Below are 18,252 nucleotides of genomic sequence, written 5' to 3'. Positions count from 1 at the left end.
GCGGGACGGATCCTGGGCGGACCACTGATCGATCCCGGACGAATAAGCGCTTGCTCAGCATGCTGGGACCGCATGTGTATGTCAACGGACGCCCGACTACGCTCGGCCGGGTGCCGCAGATTCCCGAAAAAGTCCACGAGCTCACCGTCGGCCAGCTGTCCGCCCGCAGCGGCGCCGCGGTCTCCGCGCTCCACTTCTACGAGACCAAGGGCCTGATCAGCAGCCGCCGCACCGCCGGCAACCAACGCCGCTACACCCGAGACGCCCTGCGCCGGGTCGCCTTCGTGCGCGCCGCCCAGCGCGTGGGCATCCCGCTGGCCAGCATCCGCGACGCCCTGGCGCAGCTCCCCGAGGAGCGCACCCCCAACCGCGAGGACTGGGCCCGCCTTTCGGAGGCCTGGCGCGCCGAACTCGACGAACGGATCAGCCGGCTCGGCCGGCTGCGCGACCACCTGACCGACTGCATCGGCTGCGGCTGCCTGTCGATGGAGACCTGCGCGCTGTCCAACCCCGACGACGTCTTCGGCGAACGGATCACCGGCTCGCGGCTGTAGGCCCGCAGCGGGGTTCCGTGCGCTCGATCTCCCGCGCAGCGGCGACCAGTTCGGCGTTGGACCGGGCGGGCCGGCCGTCGGGGAGGCGCAGTACGTCCCCCACGCCGGTCCGTACGACCGCACCCCACCGTACGGCGAGACGCGCCGCCGGCCAGGCGGCCGCGTCCCGCCCGAACAGCACCCAGCCCGCCGCCGGCGGTTCGCGCAGCCACCGCGGGGGGCCGTCGTCACCGTCCCCGATCCGCAGCACGGCCGCCTCCGGGACCGCCTCCCGCACTCCGTCCCACCCGGGCCCCCGAGCCGCCTCCGGCGCTCTGCCCCGTCCGGGCCCCGGTGCAGCCTCCCGCGTCCCACCCCACCCGGCTCCCCGCGCCGCCTGCCGGGTCCCGGCCGGCCCCGGCCCCCACGCCCCACCCCACGTCGGCTCGCCCGCGGTCGTCCCGCGGCCCGTCAGGTCCACCACCGGCCGGACCTCCCCGGGCAGTTTCCGCCCCCAGGGCGCCGGCCCGTCCGCCTCCGCGGCCGGCCCGTCCGCCTCCGCGGCCGGCAGGGCCGCGTCCACCGCGATCCCCCGGAGCAGCAGCGCCCGTACCAGCTCCGCCGCCCCCGGCTCCGTCCACCGCACCACCGCCCGGTCCGGCAGGACCGTCCAGGACCGTACGCGCGCCACCCGCCCCGCGGGATCCGGCTCCGTCGCGACGCTCACCGGCACCGCCAGCGGTACGCCCACCCCCGCGTCCCGCAACGCCCGCAGCACCGGCCCGACCACCCGCGGGGAGAGGCTCTCCCGCCCGCACGGGGTCCGCGGGTGCACCAGCACCTCGCCGGCCCCGGCTGCGACCGCCTCCGCCGCCGACCGCGCGAGGTCCTCGGGCGACATCGGCACGGCCGGGCCGTCCGCGGCCCCGCGCGAGCCGTTCAGGGACACCACGGGCAGCGGTCTCACGCGGCCCCTGCCGACGGGGTGTCGGCCAGGGCCGGTCTGGGAACCACGATCCCGCAGCCCGCGCACACCGGACCGTCCCAGCCCTGGGCCCCCGGCCAGGCGCAGAGCGAGGTCACCTGCGGCCAGTGCAGTTCACTGTCCCCGCAGACCGGGCACCCGGTACCCGGCTCCGACTCCAGCGCGTGGACCAGCCGCCTGAGCACCTCGCCCAGCGTCCCCTCCGGCCGCACGCCCGGATCCGCGCACCGCACCACGGCGTCCCCGCTGCCGCCCCAGGCCCATTCCGGGCGCCGCAGCCCGTGGTGCTTCTCGCGCCGTCTCCGCTCCGCGAACTGCCGTTCGTACTCCAGCCACACCCTGCGCGCGTCCTCGAGCTCCTCCAGCGCCGCGACCAGCCGCAGGGGATCCGCACCCCGGTCCTCGGGGGCGATCCCGTGCCGGTCGCACAGGTGCCACCACGTGGCCCGGTGCCCGTAGGGCGCGAACCGCTCCAGGCAGCGGCGCAGCGAGTGGCGCCGCAGAGCCCGGTCGTTGCGTGCGTCCCGCACCTGGTAGGCCAGACTCCGAAATCCCGCCATCACACCATCACCTCCGCCGATGTGCCCAACATGCCCTGCTCACCCTGGGCGCATGCGGGGGCGGTCGAGGCGTGCGGGTGGCACATGGCCGGATCTCAGCGCCCCATGCGCCCCGCAGCCACCACGAGCCGGGCCAGTTCCTCGTGGCAGATGTCGCTGTGCGCCCCCGAGGGGGCGCCGCCGCGCCGGACCACGGAGCCCGCGTCCACGCTGACGCAACCGGCCGCGGGCACCCCCGCGCGCAGGGCCGTGTCGAGGGCGAGCCGCGGAGTCCCCGGTACCGCTTGGACCCCGTCGTGACCGATCGCGCCCCACCGCTCGTCGAAACCCAGAAGTCCGGCCGAATCCCCCGCCATCCGGGAGGCCAGCGGATAGAAGACCCGCAGGGCCGAGTCGTGCGGGGAGTGGCAGGCCACCACCGGCCCGTCGACCCTGCGCTGGAGTCCGCGCAGGGCGCCGCCGCGGCCCTTGTCGTGGGGCAGCCGGTCGGAGAACGCGTAGTGGGAGAAGGCGCCCTGGAGGAGGGTCACGGACTTCACGTACCGGGCCCCGTCCGGCACGGAGCGCAGCGAGAAGGACACCACACGGGCGCCGAAGCTGTGGCCGATCAGATGGAACCGCAGGGCGGGGCGGGCGGCGGCCAGCCCCGCCAGCACCGGTCCGAGCCCGCGCTCGCCGACGATGCCGGCCCGCTTCTTCATCCTGTAGTACGCCGCCTGCCGCAGCAGCTCCTTCGCGCCGCCCCACAGCCCGTGGGGGTCGCCGTCGGCCGCGGCAGCCGGACCGTCCGGCCCCTCGGCCGCCGGCCCGTGCGGCCCCGCGGCGGACGGGCCGCCCGCCCTCGCCAGGGCGCGGGAGAAGGCCGCGCACACCTCCAGCACGTCCTGCGTGAAGATCGCCGGCACCTGGGTGGCGGTCGCCGCGGCCCCCGCCGCCGTGGTGGTCACCGCGTCCACCCCCGCCAGCTCCCGCACCAGCGCGCCGAACTCCACGAAGGCGGCCGGTGACCCCGGCCGCTCCGCCAGCAGGTGCGCCACCCGGTCCAGTTCCGCGGTCCGGCCCGGCCAGAACTCCCCGAGCGCCCGCCGGGTACCGGGGTCCAGCGCGCTGCCCCCGGCCCCTCCCGCGCGCGCGCCGGGCGGGTCGAAGTCGGGTATCGGCTCGACGGAGAACCGCATCGAGGGCCATACGACACCGACGTAGCCGAGCCGTACCCCCGCCCCCACGAGGGAGGGGAAGGGTGCGAAGAAGCGGTCGTAGAGCCGTGTCGCCGTCGAGCGGTCGCTGTTCCACCCGTGGGCGAAGACGAGGACGTCCGTGGCCTCCATCCGGGCCACCGCCCCCTGCGTGACCCGGTCGACGTCCCCCTCGGAGTCGAAGGTCAGCTCCGCGTACGGCGCCACGCCCACCGCCGCCCCCGCCGCCACACCCGCTGCCCCGCGCACGGCGGCACCCACCGCCCCGCCCGCCGCCGTACCCACCGGCCCGGCCACCGGGCCACCCGTGTCCGCCATGACGTCCCCCTTCACGCCGTGCCCTCCGGTACGCCCCGGCACCCTGCCGCCGGGCCCGCCCGGCCACCGGCCAGGCTCCGGGCCGGCTCACCGGTACAGGAGGTATTCCCCGCGCAGCGCCTCGAACCGCGCGAGTTCCGCGGCCCAGTCGCCCGCCACGTCCTCCACCCCGGCCCCCGCGTCGACGAGTTCACGCACCCGGGCCGAGCCGGTCAGCCGGTCGATCCAGTGGTCCGCCCGCCACGCGAAGCCGCCCCACACCCGGCGGGCCGTCACCAGCAGCCCGATCCCGGCCCGCACCGGATCAAAGGCGGCCCGGTCGTGCACGACCAGCCGGACCCCGCCGCACACCCGCCCCGCGTGCTTGGAGAAGGAGGGCGTGAAGTACGTCTCCCGGAACCACACCCCGGGCAGGCCCAGCCCGTTCGCGGCCTCCGCCCACCGCCGGTCGACGCCCTCGGCGCCCACCACCTCGAACGGAGTGGTCGTCCCGCGCCCCTCGGAGAGGTTCGTCCCCTCGAACAGGCAGGTGCCGGCGTACGCGAGAGCCGTGTCCGGGGTCGGCATGTTCGGGCTCGGCGGCACCCACGGCAGCCCGGTGTCCCCGAAGAAGGAGCCCCGGCGCCACCCGGACATCGCCACCGTCGTCAGCCGCACCGGGGCGTCGGCCAGGAACTCGCCGTTGAACAGCCGCGCCAGCTCCGCCGCCGTCATCCCGTGCGCGAGGGCGATCGGCTCACGGCCCACGAAGCTGGCGTACGCCCGTTCCAGCACCGGCCCCGCGGCCCGGCGGCCGCCCACCGGGTTCGGGCGATCCAGCACCACCACGGCCTTGCCGGCGAGCGCGGCCGCGCGCATGCAGTCGTAGAGCGTCCAGACGTAGGTGTAGAAGCGCGCCCCGACGTCCTGGATGTCGAAGACGACCGTGTCGACACCGGCCGCCGTGAACACCTCGGCCAGCCGCTGCCCGCTGCGGCCGTACGTGTCGTACACCGGCAGGCCCGTCGCCGGGTCCGTCGAGGCGCCCTCGGAACCCCCGGCCTGCGCCGTCCCCCGGAAACCGTGCTCGGGGCCGAACACCGCCCCCAGGTCGACGCGTTCGTCCGCGTGCAGTACGTCGACGAGGTGCCGGGCGTCGGAGGTGATCCCGGTGGGGTTGGTGACCACCCCCACCCGCTGCCCGGCGAGCACCCCGTAGCCGTCCGCCGCGAGCCGTTCGAAGCCGGTCCGCACCCGGCGCCCCCGCGGCTGCCCGGCGTTCCCCGAGGGCGTCGCCCCGGCCGCCGCGCCCGCGCCCGCCGCGCCCAGGGCGCCCGCCGACCCCACGGCCCCCGCCAGACCCAGCACCCCGCGTCGCGTCACCGTCATCCGGCCACGCTAGGGGCCGCGCCCCTTCCGCCCGCACATACCGACTGGTTAGTCTGCCGCTGATCCGGATCCGGCAGCATGCCGTCCGCCCTGCGAGAGGTGATCCCCGTGAGCGCGTACCAGGACCAGCGAATCGTCGTCACCGGAGCGGGCGGCGGCATCGGCGCCGCCCTCGCCCACCGCTTCGCGGCCGAGGGCGCCCGGGTCGTCGTCAACGACCTCGACCCCGCACGGGCCGCCGCCGTGGCCGCGTCGATCGGGGACCGGGCCGTCGCCGTGCCCGGCGACGCCTCGCAGATCGTGGCCGAGGCCCGCGAGGCGCTCGGCGGGACCGTCGACGTCTACTGCGCCAACGCCGGTCTCGCCTCGGGCGGCGGCGCCGACGCCGAAGAGGCCGTCTGGGAGGCCGCCTGGGACGTCAACGTCATGGCCCACGTCCGCGCGGCCCGGCTGCTCCTGCCGGACTGGCTGGAGCGGGGGAGCGGCCGGTTCGTCTCCACCGTCTCGGCCGCAGGGCTGCTGACCATGATCGGAGCGGCCCCGTACAGTGTCACCAAGCACGGTGCGCTCGCCTTCGCGGAGTGGCTCTCGCTGACCTACCGGCACCGCGGTGTCCAGGTCCACGCCATCTGCCCGCAAGGGGTGCGCACCGACATGCTGACCGCCGCGGGCTCGGCGGGCGAACTCGTCCTCGCACCGACCGCGATCGAGCCGGAAGCGGTCGCGGACGCGCTGTTCGACGGCATGGAGAAGGGCCGTTTCTTGATCCTCCCGCACCCCGAGGTCGCCGGGTACTACGCGGTGCGCGCCACCGAGCCGGACCGCTGGCTCGACGGCATGAACCACCTCCAGCAGACATGGGAGACCAGGTGACCGCCTCGGTGTACGCGGCCAGGCCCTGGCTCGCGCGGCTCTCCCCGGCCCAGCGGCAGCCCGTGACACCGCCGCCCAGCGTGCTGCACGCCTTCCGGGCCGCCGCCGCCCGCGCCCCCGGGCACACCGCGCTCGCCTACTTCGACGGCCGGATCTCCTACGCCGAGGCCGACGCGCTCTCCGACTCCGTCGCCGGACACCTCGCGGCGCGGGGCGTCCGGCGCGGCGACCGGGTCGCGGTCATGCTGCAGAACACCCCGCAGTTCGTGCTCGCCGTCCTCGCCGCGTGGAAGGCCGGGGCCGTCGTCGTGCCCCTCAACCCCATGTACAAGTCCGGGGAGGCCGGGCACGCCCTGCGCGACTCCGGGGCCGCCGCGCTGGTCTGCGACGGCCCCGCCTGGACGGCGTACCTGCGCGACGCGGTGCGGGGCAGCGCCGTGCGGACCGTGCTGACCGCCTCGGACCGGGACTTCCAGACGCGCGACGACCCGCGGGTCTTCCCCGCCGGGGACCGGGCCCCGGCCGCGGTACCGTCCGCGCCGGGCGTCCCGGAGGGCGCCCACGAGGCCGCCCCGGAGCCGGCCGACCTCGCGGCCGTCGCCCGGCTGGGGCACCGGCCGCCCCGGGACCCGCGGCTCACCGCCGCCGACACCGCCCTCATCAGCTACACCTCCGGCACCAGCGGCACCCCCAAGGGCGCGATGAACCCGCACGGCGCCCTCACCTACAACGCGGTCCGGCAGGTCACCTCCCACCCGCTGGCCGAGGGGGCCGGCTACTTCGCCCTCGCGCCGCTCTTCCACATCACCGGCATGGTCTGCGAGCTGACCGCCTGCTTCGTGAACGCCGGCACCCTCGTCCTCGCCCACCGCTTCGACGCCGGCACCGTCCTCGACGCGTTCCTCGAACACCGTCCGGCCTACACCGTCGGCCCGGCGACCGCGTTCATGGCCCTCGCCGCCCACCCCGCGGCGACCCCCGACCACTTCGCCTCGTTCCGGGTCGTCTCCTCCGGCGGCGCCCCGCTGCCGCCCGCCCTCGTCGAACGGCTCCGCGCCGCCTTCGGCTTCTACCTGCGCAACGGCTACGGCCTCACCGAGTGCACCGCGCCCTGCGCCAGCGTGCCGGTGCACCGTGAGGCCCCCGTCGACCCGGCGTCCGGGACCCTCGCCGTGGGCCTGCCCGGAGCCGACACGGTCGTGCGCATCCTCGACGAGCGGGGGGCCGAGGTCCCCCTCGGCGAGACCGGCGAGATAGCCGTCCGCGGACCCCAGGTCGTGCCCGGCTACTGGGGCCTGCCCGCCGAGAGCGCCCGCGCCTTCCCCGGCGGCGAGCTGCGGACCGGGGACGTCGGCTTCATGGACCGGGACGGCTGGCTGTACGTCGTCGACCGCAAGAAGGACATGATCAACGCCTCGGGCTTCAAGGTCTGGCCGCGCGAGGTCGAGGACGTGCTGCACGCCCATCCCGCCGTGCGCGAGGCCGCCGTGGTGGGCGTCCCCGACCCCTACCGGGGGGAGAGCGTCAAGGCGTACGTGAGCCTGCGTCCCGGCGCCTCGGCGGGGCCGGAGGAGCTGGCCGCCCACTGCGCCGCGCGCATGGCCGCGTACAAATACCCGCGGCAGGTGGAGATCCTGCCTGTCCTTCCGAAGACGACCAGTGGCAAGATCCTGCGACGGGAATTGCGCGATCGCGGCTGAAAACAGTCGTTCGCTCGTACAGCTGGTCGCGGTGACCAGGCAGGAACGAGGAAGGGAAGGTCAGCGACATGGCGGCCAGGACCACGGAACCCGCAGGCACGCACGAGGCCCCGGTACCGCAGCGGCTGCTGGCCGTCGCCACCCGGCTCTTCGCCGAGCGCGGCTACGACCGCACCTCCGTGCAGGAGATCGTCGAGGCGGCCGGCGTCACCAAGGGGGCGCTCTACCACTACTTCGGCTCCAAGGACGACCTGCTGCACGAGGTGTACGCGCGCATGCTGCGCCTGCAGCAGCAGCGGCTCGACGCGGTGGCGGAGTCCGGCGCGCCCGTCGAGGAGCGGCTCCGGGCCGCCGCCGCCGACGTGGTCGTCACCACCATCGAGAACCTCGACGACGCGATGATCTTCTTCCGGTCGATGCACCAGCTCAGCCCGGAGAAGTACAAGCAGGTGCGGGCGGAGCGCCGGCGCTACCACGAACGTTTCCGGGCCCTCGTCGAGGAGGGGCAGCGCACCGGCGTGTTCTCCGACGCCACCCCCGCCGACCTGGTGGTCGACTACCACTTCGGCTCCGTGCACCACCTGTCCACCTGGTACCGGGCGGACGGCCCGCTCACCCCGCAGCAGGTCGCCGACCACCTCGCGGACCTGCTGCTCCGGGCCCTGCGCCCGTAGGCCGGCCCGGGCCCCGTCCCCGGTGCGTACGGCGCGCACGACGGCGGGCGGCCCGTCCTCCGGGCGCCCCTGGCGGGGCGGCCGGAGGACGGGCCGTCGCTGTGGTCGGGCCTCCCGTTACGGGGCGACCTTGAGCAGCTTGTTCGGCGTGCCCGCCGACGGGTTGGTCACCGCGCCCGTGGTCGCGGCGGCCGTCAGTGCGGCGGACGCCTGCGCCGGGGTCGCGGACGGGTTCCCGGCCAGGTAGACCGCCAGGGCGCCCGCCACGTGCGGCGCGGCCATGGAGGTGCCGGAGATGGTCTTGGTGCCGGTGTCACTGTCGTTCCAGGCGGACGTGATGTCCGAGCCCGGCGCGTACAGGTCCACCACCGAGCCGAAGTTGGAGAACGAGGACTGGGCGTCGTCCTCCGTGCTCGACGCGACGGTCACCGCCTCGGGGACGCGGGAGGGCGAGCCCTGCCCGGCGTCGCTCGACTCGTTGCCGGCCGCGACGGCGAAGGTGACGCCCGAGGCGATCGCCCGGCGCACCGCCTCGTCGAGCGCCTCGTCGGCGCCGCCGCCCAGGCTCATGTTGGCGACCGAGGGCCCCGAGTGGTTCTGGGTGACCCAGTCGATCCCCGCGACGACCTGCTCGGTGCTGCCGGAGCCGTTGTCGTCCAGCACGCGCACCGCGACGATCTTCGCCCTCTTGGCGATGCCGTGCTCGGTGCCCGCTATGGTGCCGGCGACGTGCGTGCCGTGGCCGTTGCCGTCGTCGGCGCTGTCGTCGTTGTCGATGGCGTCGAAGCCGCTCGTGGCCCGCCCGCCGAAGTCCTTGTGCGTGGTGCGGACTCCGGTGTCGATGACGTAGGCGGTGACGCCCTCACCCGCGCTGTCGGGGTAGGTGTACTTCTTGTCGCCCGCGGTTTCCTTCTGGTCGACCCGGTCCAGCCCCCACGAAGGCGGGTTGTCCTGGGTGGCGTTGATGGTGAACTTCTTGTTCTGCACGACCTTGCCTACGGCCGGGTCCGCGGCGAGCCGCTTGGCCTCCGTCTCGGTCAGGCCCGAGGCCGAGAATCCGTTGACCCCGGAGCCGTACGACCGCTTCAGCTCGCCACCGTACTTGCGGGCCAGCTCCTCCTTGTTCGCGGATGCGTCGAGCATGACGACGTAGCTACCGCTGATCGCACCGGGCGCACCCAGTCCGTACACCGTGCCCTCGGGCGGTGCGGCCGCCCCCGCGAAGGGGGACGCGAACAGGGTCGCGGCGGCCGCCGTGGCAGCTCCCGCACCGATGGCCGCGTACCGGAAACCGCGCGAACGCTTGTGAGTTGACATAGAGAGGGTTCTCCTCGTGTTGACGTGTGGGGCGTCAAACCTTCTGGAAAACCCTCTTCCGATTGACAGGAGCAAATCAAGGCCGCCCAGGCCGTCCGGCCATATTCAACAAGGTTTCTTAAAGGGCCCCCCGCACCGCCTTCACGTCGTACACACGTTCACCCGAACTCCCGCACCAATGCCCCACGTTCACGGCCGGCCCGGGTACTTCGCCAACTCCCGCCGCGCGAGGGACCTCTGGTGGACCTCGTCCGGGCCGTCCGCCAGCTGCAGGGTCCGGGCCGCCGCCCACAGCTCCGCCAGCGGGAAGTCCTGGCTCACCCCTCCCGCACCGTGCAGCTGCACCGCCCGGTCGAGGATCCCCACCACCGCCCGCGGCGTCGCGATCTTGATCGCCTGGATCTCGGTGTGCGCACCCCGGTTGCCGACGGTGTCCATCAGCCAGGCGGTCTTCAGCACCAGCAGCCGCAGCTGCTCCACCGTCACCCGGGCGTCCGCGATCCAGTTCTGCACGACGCCCTGGGCTGCCAGCGGCTTGCCGAAGGCCGTACGGTCCAGCGCGCGCCGGCACATCAGCTCGACGGCCCGCTCCGCCATGCCGATCAGCCGCATGCAGTGGTGGATGCGGCCCGGCCCCAGCCGCGCCTGGGCGATCGCGAAGCCGCCGCCCTCCTCGCCGATCAGGTTCGCCACCGGGACCCGCGCCCCGTCGAAGACCACCTCCGCATGCCCGCCGTGGTCGTGGTCCTCGTACCCGTACACCGTCATCGCCCGGCGCACCTCGACCCCCGGGGTGTCCCGCGGGACCAGGACCATCGACTGCTGGCGGCGCGGGTCGGCGCCCTCGGGGTCGGTCTTGCCCATGACGATGAAGATCCGGCAGTCGGGGTTCATGGCACCGGAGATGAACCACTTCCGCCCGGTGATCACGTACGAGTCGCCGTCGCGCTCGATGCGCGTCTCGACGTTCGTCGCGTCCGAGGAGGCGACCTCCGGCTCCGTCATCGCGAAGGCGGAGCGGATCTCCCCCGCCAGCAGCGGGTGCAGCCACTGCTTCTTCTGCTCCTCGTTCCCGAACTGGGCGAGCAGCTCCATGTTCCCCGTGTCCGGGGCGGCGCAGTTGGTCGCCGTCGGGGCCAGGTGCGGGCTGCGGCCGGTGATCTCCGCCAGCGGGGCGTACTGGAGGTTGGTCAGCCCGGCGCCGTGCTCCGGGTCCGGGAGGAAGAGGTTCCACAGGCCCTGGCGGCGCGCCTCGGCCTTCAGCTCGCCGAAGACGGCCGGGGTGTCCCAGGGCGAGGCCAGCCGGGCGCGCTGCCCGGCGGCGACGGCCTCCGCCGGGTACACGTACTCCTCCATGAACGCGAGCAGCCGCTCGCGGAGTTCCTCGGTCCGGGCGTCGAATGCGAAGTCCATGGGTGTGGCTCAGCCTTCCTTGAGTTCCTGAAGGGTGGTCAGTCCGTGTGCGATGAAGACCGGGACCAGCTCGCCGATCCGGTCGAAGCCCGCCCCGACCGTCTGGCCGAGCGTGTAGCGGTAGTGGATGCCCTCGAGGATCACCGCGAGCTTGAACCAGGCGAACGCCGTGTACCAGGCGATGGCCGAGGTGTCCCGCCCGGACCGGGCCGCGTAGCGCTCCACCAGCTCGGCGGGTGCCGGATGGCCGGGCGCCCCGCTCGTCGTGCTGACCGGGGACCCGGCCAGGCCCAGGTCGGCGCTGTACATCACGAGCAGCCCGAGGTCGGTCAGCGGATCGCCGAGCGTGGACATCTCCCAGTCCAGCACCGCCCGGATGCCGTCGTCCGGCCCGCCGATCAGCACGTTGTCCAGCCGGAAGTCCCCGTGCACCACGGCCGCGGCGGGGGAGCGGGGCAGGCCGCGGCCGAGGGCCGCGTGCAGCTCGTCGATCCCGGCGAGCTCCCGGCCCCGCGAGGCCGCGAGCTGCTTGCCCCAGCGGCGCAGCTGCCGGTCGAGGAAGCCCTCGGGCCGGCCGAAGTCGCCCAGCCCCACCGCCTCCGGGTCCACCGCGTGCAGGTCCACCAGGGTGTCGACCAGGCCCAGCACCGCCCGCCGGGTGCGGTCGGGGCCGAGCGCGGCGAGCTGGTCCGCCGTCCGGTAGGGGACCCCGTCCACGTACTCCATGACGTAGAACGGGGCGCCGAGCACCGCCTCGTCCTCGCACAGCAGCACCGGCTCGGGTACCGGCACGGCCGTCCCGTGCAGGGCCGCGATGACCCGGTGCTCGCGCTTCATGTCGTGCGCGGTGGCCAGGACGTGGCCGAGCGGCGGGCGTCGCACCACCCAGCGGGCGGCTCCGTCGGTGACCTCGTAGGTGAGGTTCGACCGGCCGCCCTCGATCAGCCGGCCGCGCAGCGGGCCGGCCGCGAGACCGGGCCGGACCCGGTCGAGATGGCCGCGCAGCCGCTCCAGGTCCAGGCCGCGCGGGTCGGCGGGGGCTGAGGTCATGGACGCACCTCCGTGCGGAGAGTCGGTGAGGGACGAGCGGCGGCGCGTCGGTGCACCGCCGACGCCCATCATGCCGACCAGTCGGTATGTCGTCCAGAGGGCGGGCCGGAACGACGCCTCCGGCCCGCCGGTCTCAGGCGTGGCAGAGGATCGGCGTCCCCCCGTTCATCACGGTCATGTCCCCGAGGACGGTGAGCAGGTCCAGCGGCGCACCCTCGGGCCGCCCCTCCAGCTCCGCGTACGCCCGGTGCACGTTCGCCACCAGCCGCTCGCTCTCGCGCCAGGCGGCGAACTCCCCGAGGTCGGCCCGCCGGGCGACCTCCAGCGGGGTGAGCCCCCGCGCCCGGCCCTCCGCGGCGAGCTCCGCCACGCGGCGCAGGTAGCGCTCGGTGGCGTCGTAGGCGGAGCCGTCGGTGAGGGGGCCGTGGCCGGGCACGACGGTCTCCGCGTCCAGCGACCGCAGCAGCTCCAGCGCGCGCAGGGAGCCCGCGAGCGAGCCCATCGCGAGGAACGGCGTCCCCCCGGCGAACACCAGGTCGCCCGTGAAGACCACCCGCTGTTCGGGCAGCCACACCACCGAGTCCCCGGTGGTGTGGGCGACGCCGGGGTGGATGACCTGGACCTCGGTCTCTCCTGTGTACAGGGTCATCCGGTCGCTGTAGGTGACGTCGGGCGGCACGATGGCGATCTTCCCGAAGTCGGTGCCGGGCCAGATGGCCTCCAGCTGGTGCCCGGCGGCGAGCTGTTCGGCCCGTGCGTTGTCGTGGCCGAGCACCAGGGCCCCGGGGGTGAAGACCCCGTTCCCGTAGGTGTGGTCGCCGTGGTGGTGGGTGTTGACCACGGTGCGGGGGAGCGGCAGACCGGTGGCGGTCAGCGCGTCGCGCAGGGCGAGCGCGCGGCGTTCGGTGGCCGCGGTGTCCACGAGCAGGGTCCGGTCGCCGCCGGCGACAAAACCGGCGTTGTTCAGGCACCAGCCGCCGTCCGGCTGGACGTACGCGTACACCCCCCGCGCGGGCTGGACGACGTACGGTGCATCGACGGACATGGGCGCTCTCCCCGGCTCGCTCCGACAGGTGAGCGGCATCCTGTCAGCCGGCGGCGCGCCGGGGGAGGGCGGGTGTCGGAGCGGTCAGTGGTCGTCGTAGTGACCGTCGTGCTCGGCGTGCCGGTGGCCGTCGTGCAGGTAGTCCAGGTGGTCGCCGTGCCGGACCGTGTCGTGGCCGCAGCCCTCGCCGTGCGCGTGGGCGTGGCCCGCGTGGGCGGTGTGGCCGGAGGGCTCGCACTCGTCCCAGTGCCCCGAGTGCTCCCGGTGCAGGTGGCCGTCGTGCGCGTAGTCGACGTGGTCGCCGTGCGGGACCGCCCGGTGGCCGCAGTCCGCTCCGTGGGCGTGCTGGTGCGTGGGATGTTCGTGGTGAAGGGTCGTCATGGCGCCGAGACTAGTGCGAATGGTGGGATATCGCCCGTTCTGTCCGGTGTGGTCCGATGAAGTCGGATCGTCGCACCGGCCGGCCGCCCCTCAGAGGACGACCGTCACCGCGAACACGGCCAGACCGGCCGTGCACACCACCACCGCCAGGGCCGCCCGCGGTGCCAGCGCCCGCGGCCGGACCGCGGCCAGCGCCCGGATCCGCCGGTGCGCCACCCCCAGGAAGGCCAGCCACAGCAGCACGATCACCGCGGCCCCGCCCACCTCCGCCGAGGAACCGGACCCCCGCAGCATCTGCCGCATCGCCAGCACGGCCACCACCGAGGCGGCCAGCGTCGTACGCCGCCACGCCAGCCGGGTCCGCTCGGGCTGCAGCCCCGCGTCGCGGTCCGCGCCCGCCGTGCTCACCGCCCCGACGTCCAGCCCAGCAGGACCACCACCACCATGGCCACCGCCACCAGCCCCACGCCCAGGCTCAGGACCACCGGGAAACGCGAGAGCGGAAGGTCCGCGCCGCGCCGCATCGCCCGCTCGCACCGCACCCAGTGGTTCACCGCCCGCAGGGCGCAGGCCGCACCGACCGCGAGCAGCGCGAGGGCCATCCCGACCCGCACCCCCCACCGCAGGTCGGGCAGGAACTGGTCGACGGCGAAGCCGCCGCCCACCAGCGCCAGCGCGGTGCGGATCCAGGCCAGGAACGTCCGCTCGTTGGCCAGCGAGAAGCGGTAGTCGGGGGTCTCGCCCTCGTCCTCCAGCCGCGCGGGCGCGAACCACAGCCGTACGTCCTTGACGAAGTCGATCACCCGATCAATCTACTGGCGGCGGTCCGGACGCGCGCAGCCGCCGGTACGCCTCCAGCCCGTCCGGCACCCACGGCCACTCACCGTCCCCGATCCGCCGGTCCAGCTCCTCCTGCGTGAGGAAGGCGTACCAGTCGACCTCGGACTCCTGCGGGGACACCGGGAGCGCGCACCGCACCTCGTGCACGTACGACCACCAGGCACCGCCCGGGCCCTCGTACAGGAACTTGAACAACGGCTCGGGCTGCGGCAGCCCCCGTACGCCCAGCTCCTCCCCGGCCTCCCGCAGCGCGGCCCGGGCGTAGCTCTCGCCGGCGCCCACCACCCCGCCCACGAACATGTCGTAGTACGCGGGGAAGACCAGCTTCGAGGCGGTCCGCCGGTGCACGAAGATCCGCCCCTCGGCATCCCTGGCCTGCACGAACACACAGCGGTGGAGCAGCCCGCGGGCGTACACCTCGCCGCGCGGGGCCCGCCCCGTCACCCGGTCGTCCCGGTCCACCACGTCCAGCACTTCATCAGCGGCACTCACCTGTTCATCCAACCACCGCTGTTGACTGGTTACCGCTCCGTAGCAAAGGATCTGCCCCACCACCGACGGAGGACGGGTATCCGCATGACGTACGACGCAGACGTGATCGTGATCGGAGCCGGGCTCGCGGGCCTCGTGGCCACCGCGGAGCTCGTCGACGCCGGCCGCAGGGTCATCCTGCTCGACCAGGAACCGGAGCAGTCCATCGGCGGACAGGCGCACTGGTCCTTCGGCGGGCTGTTCCTGGTGGACTCGCCCGAGCAGCGCCGGATGCGGATCAAGGACAGCCACGCGCTGGCCCTCCAGGACTGGCACGGCACCGCCGGATTCGACCGCGAGGAGGACGCCTGGCCCCGCCGCTGGGCCGAGGCCTACGTGGACTTCGCGGCCGGCGAGAAGCGCTCCTGGCTGCACGCGCGCGGCGTCCGCTTCTTCCCCGTGGTCGGCTGGGCCGAGCGCGGCGGCTACGACGCGAACGGCCACGGCAACTCCGTCCCCCGCTTCCACATCACCTGGGGCACCGGCCCGGGCCTGGTGGAACCCTTCGAGCGGCGCGTCCGCGAGGGGGTCGCGCGCGGCCTGGTCCGGCTGCGCTTCCGCCACCGGGTCACCGGCCTGGGCGCCACCGCCGGGGCGGTGGACACCGTCACCGGAGAGCTGCTCGAACCCTCCGACGCGGTACGCGGCACCGCCAGCAGCCGCGAGAGCACCGGCTCCTTCTCCCTGCGGGCCCAGGCGGTGATCGTCACCAGCGGCGGCATCGGCGGCAACCACGACCTCGTACGGGCCCAGTGGCCCGCCCGGCTCGGCACCCCGCCGCAGCGGATGCTCTCCGGCGTCCCCGCGCACGTCGACGGCCTGATGCTGGGGATCGCGGAGCGGGCGGGCGCCAGCCACATCAACAAGGACCGGATGTGGCACTACACCGAGGGCATCCAGAACTGGGACCCGATCTGGCACCGGCACGGGATCCGCATCCTGCCCGGCCCCTCCCCGCTCTGGCTCGACGCGACGGGCAAGCGGCTGCCCGTGCCGCTCTTCCCCGGCTTCGACACCCTCGGCACCCTCGACCACATCATGCGCACCGGCCACGACCACACCTGGTTCGTGCTCAACCAGCGCATCATCGGCAAGGAGTTCGCCCTCTCCGGCTCCGAGCAGAACCCGGACCTCACCGGCCGTTCCGTCCGCGACGTCATCGACCGCGCGCGCCAGGCCGTACCGGCCCCCGTGAAGGCCTTCATGGACCACGGTGCCGACTTCGTCGTCGAGAAGGACCTCTCCGCACTGGTGCGCGGGATGAACGCGGTGACCAAGGAGGACCTCCTCGACGAGGCCACCGTCCGCGCCGCGGTCGTCGCCCGCGACCGGGGCATCGCCAACCCCTTCACCAAGGACCTCCAGGTCACGGCGATCCGCGGCGCCCGCAAGTACCTCGGCGACCGGCTCATCCGCACAGCCGCCCCGCACCGGATCCTGGACCCTGCCGCGGGCCCCCTGATCGCCGTACGGCTCTCGATCCTCACCCGCAAGTCCCTCGGCGGCCTGGAGACCGACCTGTCCTCCCGGGTCCTGACCGCCGCCGGCGAACCGCTGCCGGGCGTCTACGCGGCCGGCGAGGCGGCCGGGTTCGGCGGAGGAGGGGTGCACGGCTACCGGGCCCTGGAGGGGACCTTCCTCGGCGGCTGCATCTTCTCCGGCCGGGCCGCGGGCCGCGCCGCGGCCCAGGCCGTCGGCTGACCCGCGACCGCTGCCGGGGCCGTGCCACGGCCCCGGCAGCGGTCGCGGGACCCAGCCCCGGCACCGCTCCCGCCCCGGCCCGCCCGTCGACGGGCGGGCCTACGGCAGCAGCTGCACGACGCGGAACCGTTCCGCCACGACCCGGCTGTCGTCGTCGACCGTGAAGGCCGGGTCGCCGACCGCCGCGCGCACCGGCTCGCTGTGCCAGAACTCCTCGTGCGCCGTGCGCCATTCGGCCACCGACGCGTACCCCTCGCCCTCGTCCAGCGCGTGCTGCAGTCCGACGTCCCCCAGCCGCAGCACCTCGACGGCGGTGACCTCCACCACAGCGACCCCCTTCCCGGCGGAGTCGACGAGCAGGGACCGGGCGCCGGGCTCCGGCAGCGGCTCCCGCTCCGCCTCGTACTCCGCGAGCAGGCCCGTGGTGCTGGTCTTCGCCCCGCTCAGGACGGCCGCGACCAGCTGGTCGCGCAGCGGACCGGGGAAGCCGAGCAGGTACGGCGGAAGATCGTCGTGTGCAGTCATGTGATCACCCTACGATGCCCGCCGGTACCTGCCGGAACCGCCACAACCAACCCAACTCACACGGGCGTCAGTGCAGTTGAAACCCGCCAGCGCATGGACCGGACCTTGACTCGGAGCTGCGCCTACCGGTTTGCTGTGCGTGATCACCGGAGTGCTCACCGGAGTCTGTCCGAAGAACCCCTCCGGTGCCGCCCCGACCCGCCCGGCCGCACCACCGCCCGCCCCCGCGCGCGCGAGTCGCCGCCGGCCTTCGTCCGCCCGTGTCCTGGAGGGAAAACCGCGGATGTCCCCGCCTCCGCCGCCCCTCGGCCGCGCCCGCAAGCGGCAGGCCCAGCTCTTCGACCCGGCCCTCTGCGACACCGAACTCGTCGACGTGCGCACCCAGTTCGCCCAGGGCAGATGGTCCAGGGCCCGGGCGCTCCTGGTCGGCACCGGCGACGACTGGGACCGCCGGGGCCACCGTGTCGTCGTCCTCGCCCAGACCCCGGCGGCCACCGCCTGGGCCCGCGAGTGGCTGCTCGCCGAACCGGAGAGCGCCGACGCCGCCACCCTCCTCGCCTGCGCCGCCGTCTTCGGCGCCCTGCGCCACAAGGGCGCGCCGGCCGCCGCCGAGGAGGCCTGCCGCAGGGCCGCCGCCCTGCTCCCCGACGACCCCACGCCCTGGCTCGGCCTGCTCCTGCTGTCCCGCGCCTTCGGCACCGAGGAGGAGTTCAGCCGCCACTTCGACCAGGTCCGGGCACGCCACCGCGAACACCACCACGCCCACCACCTGATGGTCGCCCGGCTCGCCGAACGTATGCCCGCCCCAGCCCAGGACCCGCTCCACGAGGTCTACGACTTCGCGGCATGGGCAGCCGAGGAGTCCCCGGCGGACTCCCCGCTGGCCGTGCTCCCCGTCGTCGCCCACGCCGAGCGCTACCGGGTGCTCGCCGCCACCCGCGGCCACAGCCAGGAGGCGGCCGCCGCCCACTGGGCCGGCCGCCGGGCCCGCCAGGTCCTGCGCTCCGCCTTCGACTGGTGGCTGGAGTGGGAGCGCGAGGACCACCCCCGCAACCGGGTCGACCTCAACTTCCTCGCCCACGCCAAGCTCTGCGAGGGCCGGCCCGCCGAGGCCGCCGCCCTCTTCCACCGCATCGGCAGCCATGCGACCCGCGCCCCCTGGTCCTATCCGGACCGGGACCCGCAGAAGGCCTTCCTCGCGGCGCGCAGCGTCGCGCTGGGCACCGCCTGACGCACCGCCTG

At 74.6% G+C, this 18,252-nt stretch carries 19 protein-coding genes; 6 read left to right on the top strand and 13 right to left on the bottom strand.

Annotation, left to right across the window (positions count from 1 at the left end; all coding sequences use genetic code 11):
- Positions 1-110 precede the first annotated feature (110 nt).
- Positions 111-554: a redox-sensitive transcriptional activator SoxR gene (gene soxR / locus ACPU2J_RS07650; RefSeq protein WP_361602010.1), complete on the top strand. Its 444-nt coding sequence runs from the start codon at positions 111-113 to the stop codon at positions 552-554.
- On the opposite strand, the gene ACPU2J_RS07645 is transcribed toward soxR, so the two are convergent.
- The 4 genes from ACPU2J_RS07645 to ACPU2J_RS07630 form a co-directional block, all read right to left on the bottom strand.
- A complete protein-coding gene (locus ACPU2J_RS07645) occupies positions 535-1,500 on the bottom strand; it encodes a 3-keto-5-aminohexanoate cleavage protein (RefSeq protein ID WP_423832990.1) in 966 nt (321 codons plus the stop codon). The genes soxR and ACPU2J_RS07645 overlap by 20 nt on opposite strands.
- On the bottom strand, positions 1,497-2,078 hold the full coding sequence (locus ACPU2J_RS07640; RefSeq protein ID WP_361602004.1) for a hypothetical protein: 582 nt from the start codon (positions 2,076-2,078) through the stop codon (positions 1,497-1,499). The genes ACPU2J_RS07645 and ACPU2J_RS07640 overlap by 4 nt, the downstream gene beginning before the upstream one ends.
- Before the next feature lie 95 nt (positions 2,079-2,173).
- On the bottom strand, positions 2,174-3,592 hold the full coding sequence (locus ACPU2J_RS07635; RefSeq protein WP_423832989.1) for a serine-threonine protein kinase: 1,419 nt from the start codon (positions 3,590-3,592) through the stop codon (positions 2,174-2,176).
- 87 nt (positions 3,593-3,679) lie between these two features.
- Positions 3,680-4,960, bottom strand: coding sequence for an exo-beta-N-acetylmuramidase NamZ family protein (locus ACPU2J_RS07630; RefSeq protein WP_420081277.1), 1,281 nt, complete (start codon positions 4,958-4,960; stop codon positions 3,680-3,682).
- A gap of 78 nt (positions 4,961-5,038) precedes the next feature.
- On the opposite strand from ACPU2J_RS07630, the gene ACPU2J_RS07625 reads away from it, so the two are divergent.
- From ACPU2J_RS07625 to ACPU2J_RS07615, 3 genes are all read left to right on the top strand, one after another.
- Complete coding sequence (locus ACPU2J_RS07625) at positions 5,039-5,833, top strand: SDR family oxidoreductase (RefSeq protein ID WP_361601995.1); 795 nt, start codon at positions 5,039-5,041, stop codon at positions 5,831-5,833.
- Positions 5,818-7,533, top strand: coding sequence for an AMP-binding protein (locus tag ACPU2J_RS07620; protein WP_423832988.1), 1,716 nt, complete (start codon positions 5,818-5,820; stop codon positions 7,531-7,533). Before ACPU2J_RS07625 ends, ACPU2J_RS07620 begins: the two co-directional genes overlap by 16 nt.
- Positions 7,534-7,601: 68 nt before the next feature.
- Positions 7,602-8,207, top strand: coding sequence for a TetR/AcrR family transcriptional regulator (locus ACPU2J_RS07615; RefSeq protein ID WP_361601989.1), 606 nt, complete (start codon positions 7,602-7,604; stop codon positions 8,205-8,207).
- A gap of 117 nt (positions 8,208-8,324) precedes the next feature.
- Here the strand turns inward: ACPU2J_RS07615 and ACPU2J_RS07610 are convergent, their stop codons facing one another.
- From ACPU2J_RS07610 to ACPU2J_RS07575, 8 genes are all read right to left on the bottom strand, one after another.
- Positions 8,325-9,524, bottom strand: a complete 1,200-nt coding sequence (locus tag ACPU2J_RS07610) for a S8 family peptidase (RefSeq protein WP_423832987.1) — start codon at positions 9,522-9,524, stop codon at positions 8,325-8,327.
- 189 nt (positions 9,525-9,713) lie between these two features.
- Positions 9,714-10,937 (bottom strand): acyl-CoA dehydrogenase family protein, encoded by a 1,224-nt coding sequence (locus ACPU2J_RS07605; protein WP_420081280.1) that lies wholly within the window; start codon positions 10,935-10,937, stop codon positions 9,714-9,716.
- Positions 10,938-10,946: 9 nt separating this feature from the next.
- Positions 10,947-11,987 carry a phosphotransferase family protein gene (locus ACPU2J_RS07600; protein WP_399822046.1) on the bottom strand — a complete coding sequence of 347 codons (1,041 nt, stop codon included), beginning with the start codon at positions 11,985-11,987 and terminating at the stop codon, positions 10,947-10,949.
- A 133-nt stretch (positions 11,988-12,120) separates the two neighbouring features.
- Complete coding sequence (locus ACPU2J_RS07595) at positions 12,121-13,032, bottom strand: MBL fold metallo-hydrolase (protein WP_423832986.1); 912 nt, start codon at positions 13,030-13,032, stop codon at positions 12,121-12,123.
- A gap of 84 nt (positions 13,033-13,116) precedes the next feature.
- A complete protein-coding gene (locus ACPU2J_RS07590) occupies positions 13,117-13,413 on the bottom strand; it encodes a hypothetical protein (RefSeq protein WP_361601974.1) in 297 nt (98 codons plus the stop codon).
- Positions 13,414-13,503: 90 nt separating this feature from the next.
- Complete coding sequence (locus ACPU2J_RS07585; protein WP_361601971.1) at positions 13,504-13,821, bottom strand: DUF202 domain-containing protein; 318 nt, start codon at positions 13,819-13,821, stop codon at positions 13,504-13,506.
- Positions 13,818-14,216: a YidH family protein gene (locus ACPU2J_RS07580; protein WP_420081282.1), complete on the bottom strand. Its 399-nt coding sequence runs from the start codon at positions 14,214-14,216 to the stop codon at positions 13,818-13,820. Before ACPU2J_RS07580 ends, ACPU2J_RS07585 begins: the two co-directional genes overlap by 4 nt.
- Before the next feature lie 4 nt (positions 14,217-14,220).
- Positions 14,221-14,745 carry an NUDIX hydrolase gene (locus ACPU2J_RS07575; protein WP_361601965.1) on the bottom strand — a complete coding sequence of 175 codons (525 nt, stop codon included), beginning with the start codon at positions 14,743-14,745 and terminating at the stop codon, positions 14,221-14,223.
- A gap of 84 nt (positions 14,746-14,829) precedes the next feature.
- Between ACPU2J_RS07575 and ACPU2J_RS07570 the strand changes: the two genes are divergently transcribed.
- The gene (locus tag ACPU2J_RS07570; RefSeq protein WP_420081283.1) at positions 14,830-16,485 is read left to right on the top strand and encodes an FAD-binding dehydrogenase; all 1,656 of its coding nucleotides are present in this window, start codon (positions 14,830-14,832) and stop codon (positions 16,483-16,485) included.
- Between the two features lie 99 nt (positions 16,486-16,584).
- On the opposite strand, the gene ACPU2J_RS07565 is transcribed toward ACPU2J_RS07570, so the two are convergent.
- Positions 16,585-17,010: an ASCH domain-containing protein gene (locus tag ACPU2J_RS07565; protein ID WP_420081284.1), complete on the bottom strand. Its 426-nt coding sequence runs from the start codon at positions 17,008-17,010 to the stop codon at positions 16,585-16,587.
- 283 nt (positions 17,011-17,293) lie between these two features.
- Here ACPU2J_RS07565 and ACPU2J_RS07560 point away from each other — a divergent pair, with 283 nt between their 5' ends.
- The gene (locus ACPU2J_RS07560) at positions 17,294-18,241 is read left to right on the top strand and encodes a hypothetical protein (RefSeq protein ID WP_420081285.1); all 948 of its coding nucleotides are present in this window, start codon (positions 17,294-17,296) and stop codon (positions 18,239-18,241) included.
- Positions 18,242-18,252: the final 11 nt, after the last annotated feature.

Source organism: Streptomyces manipurensis, from assembly GCF_049570255.1.
GTDB classification, from domain to species: Bacteria; Actinomycetota; Actinomycetes; order Streptomycetales; family Streptomycetaceae; genus Streptomyces; species Streptomyces manipurensis.
The sequence above is the reverse complement of the archived record's forward strand: the minus strand, read 5'-3'. Positions and strand labels throughout refer to the sequence as shown.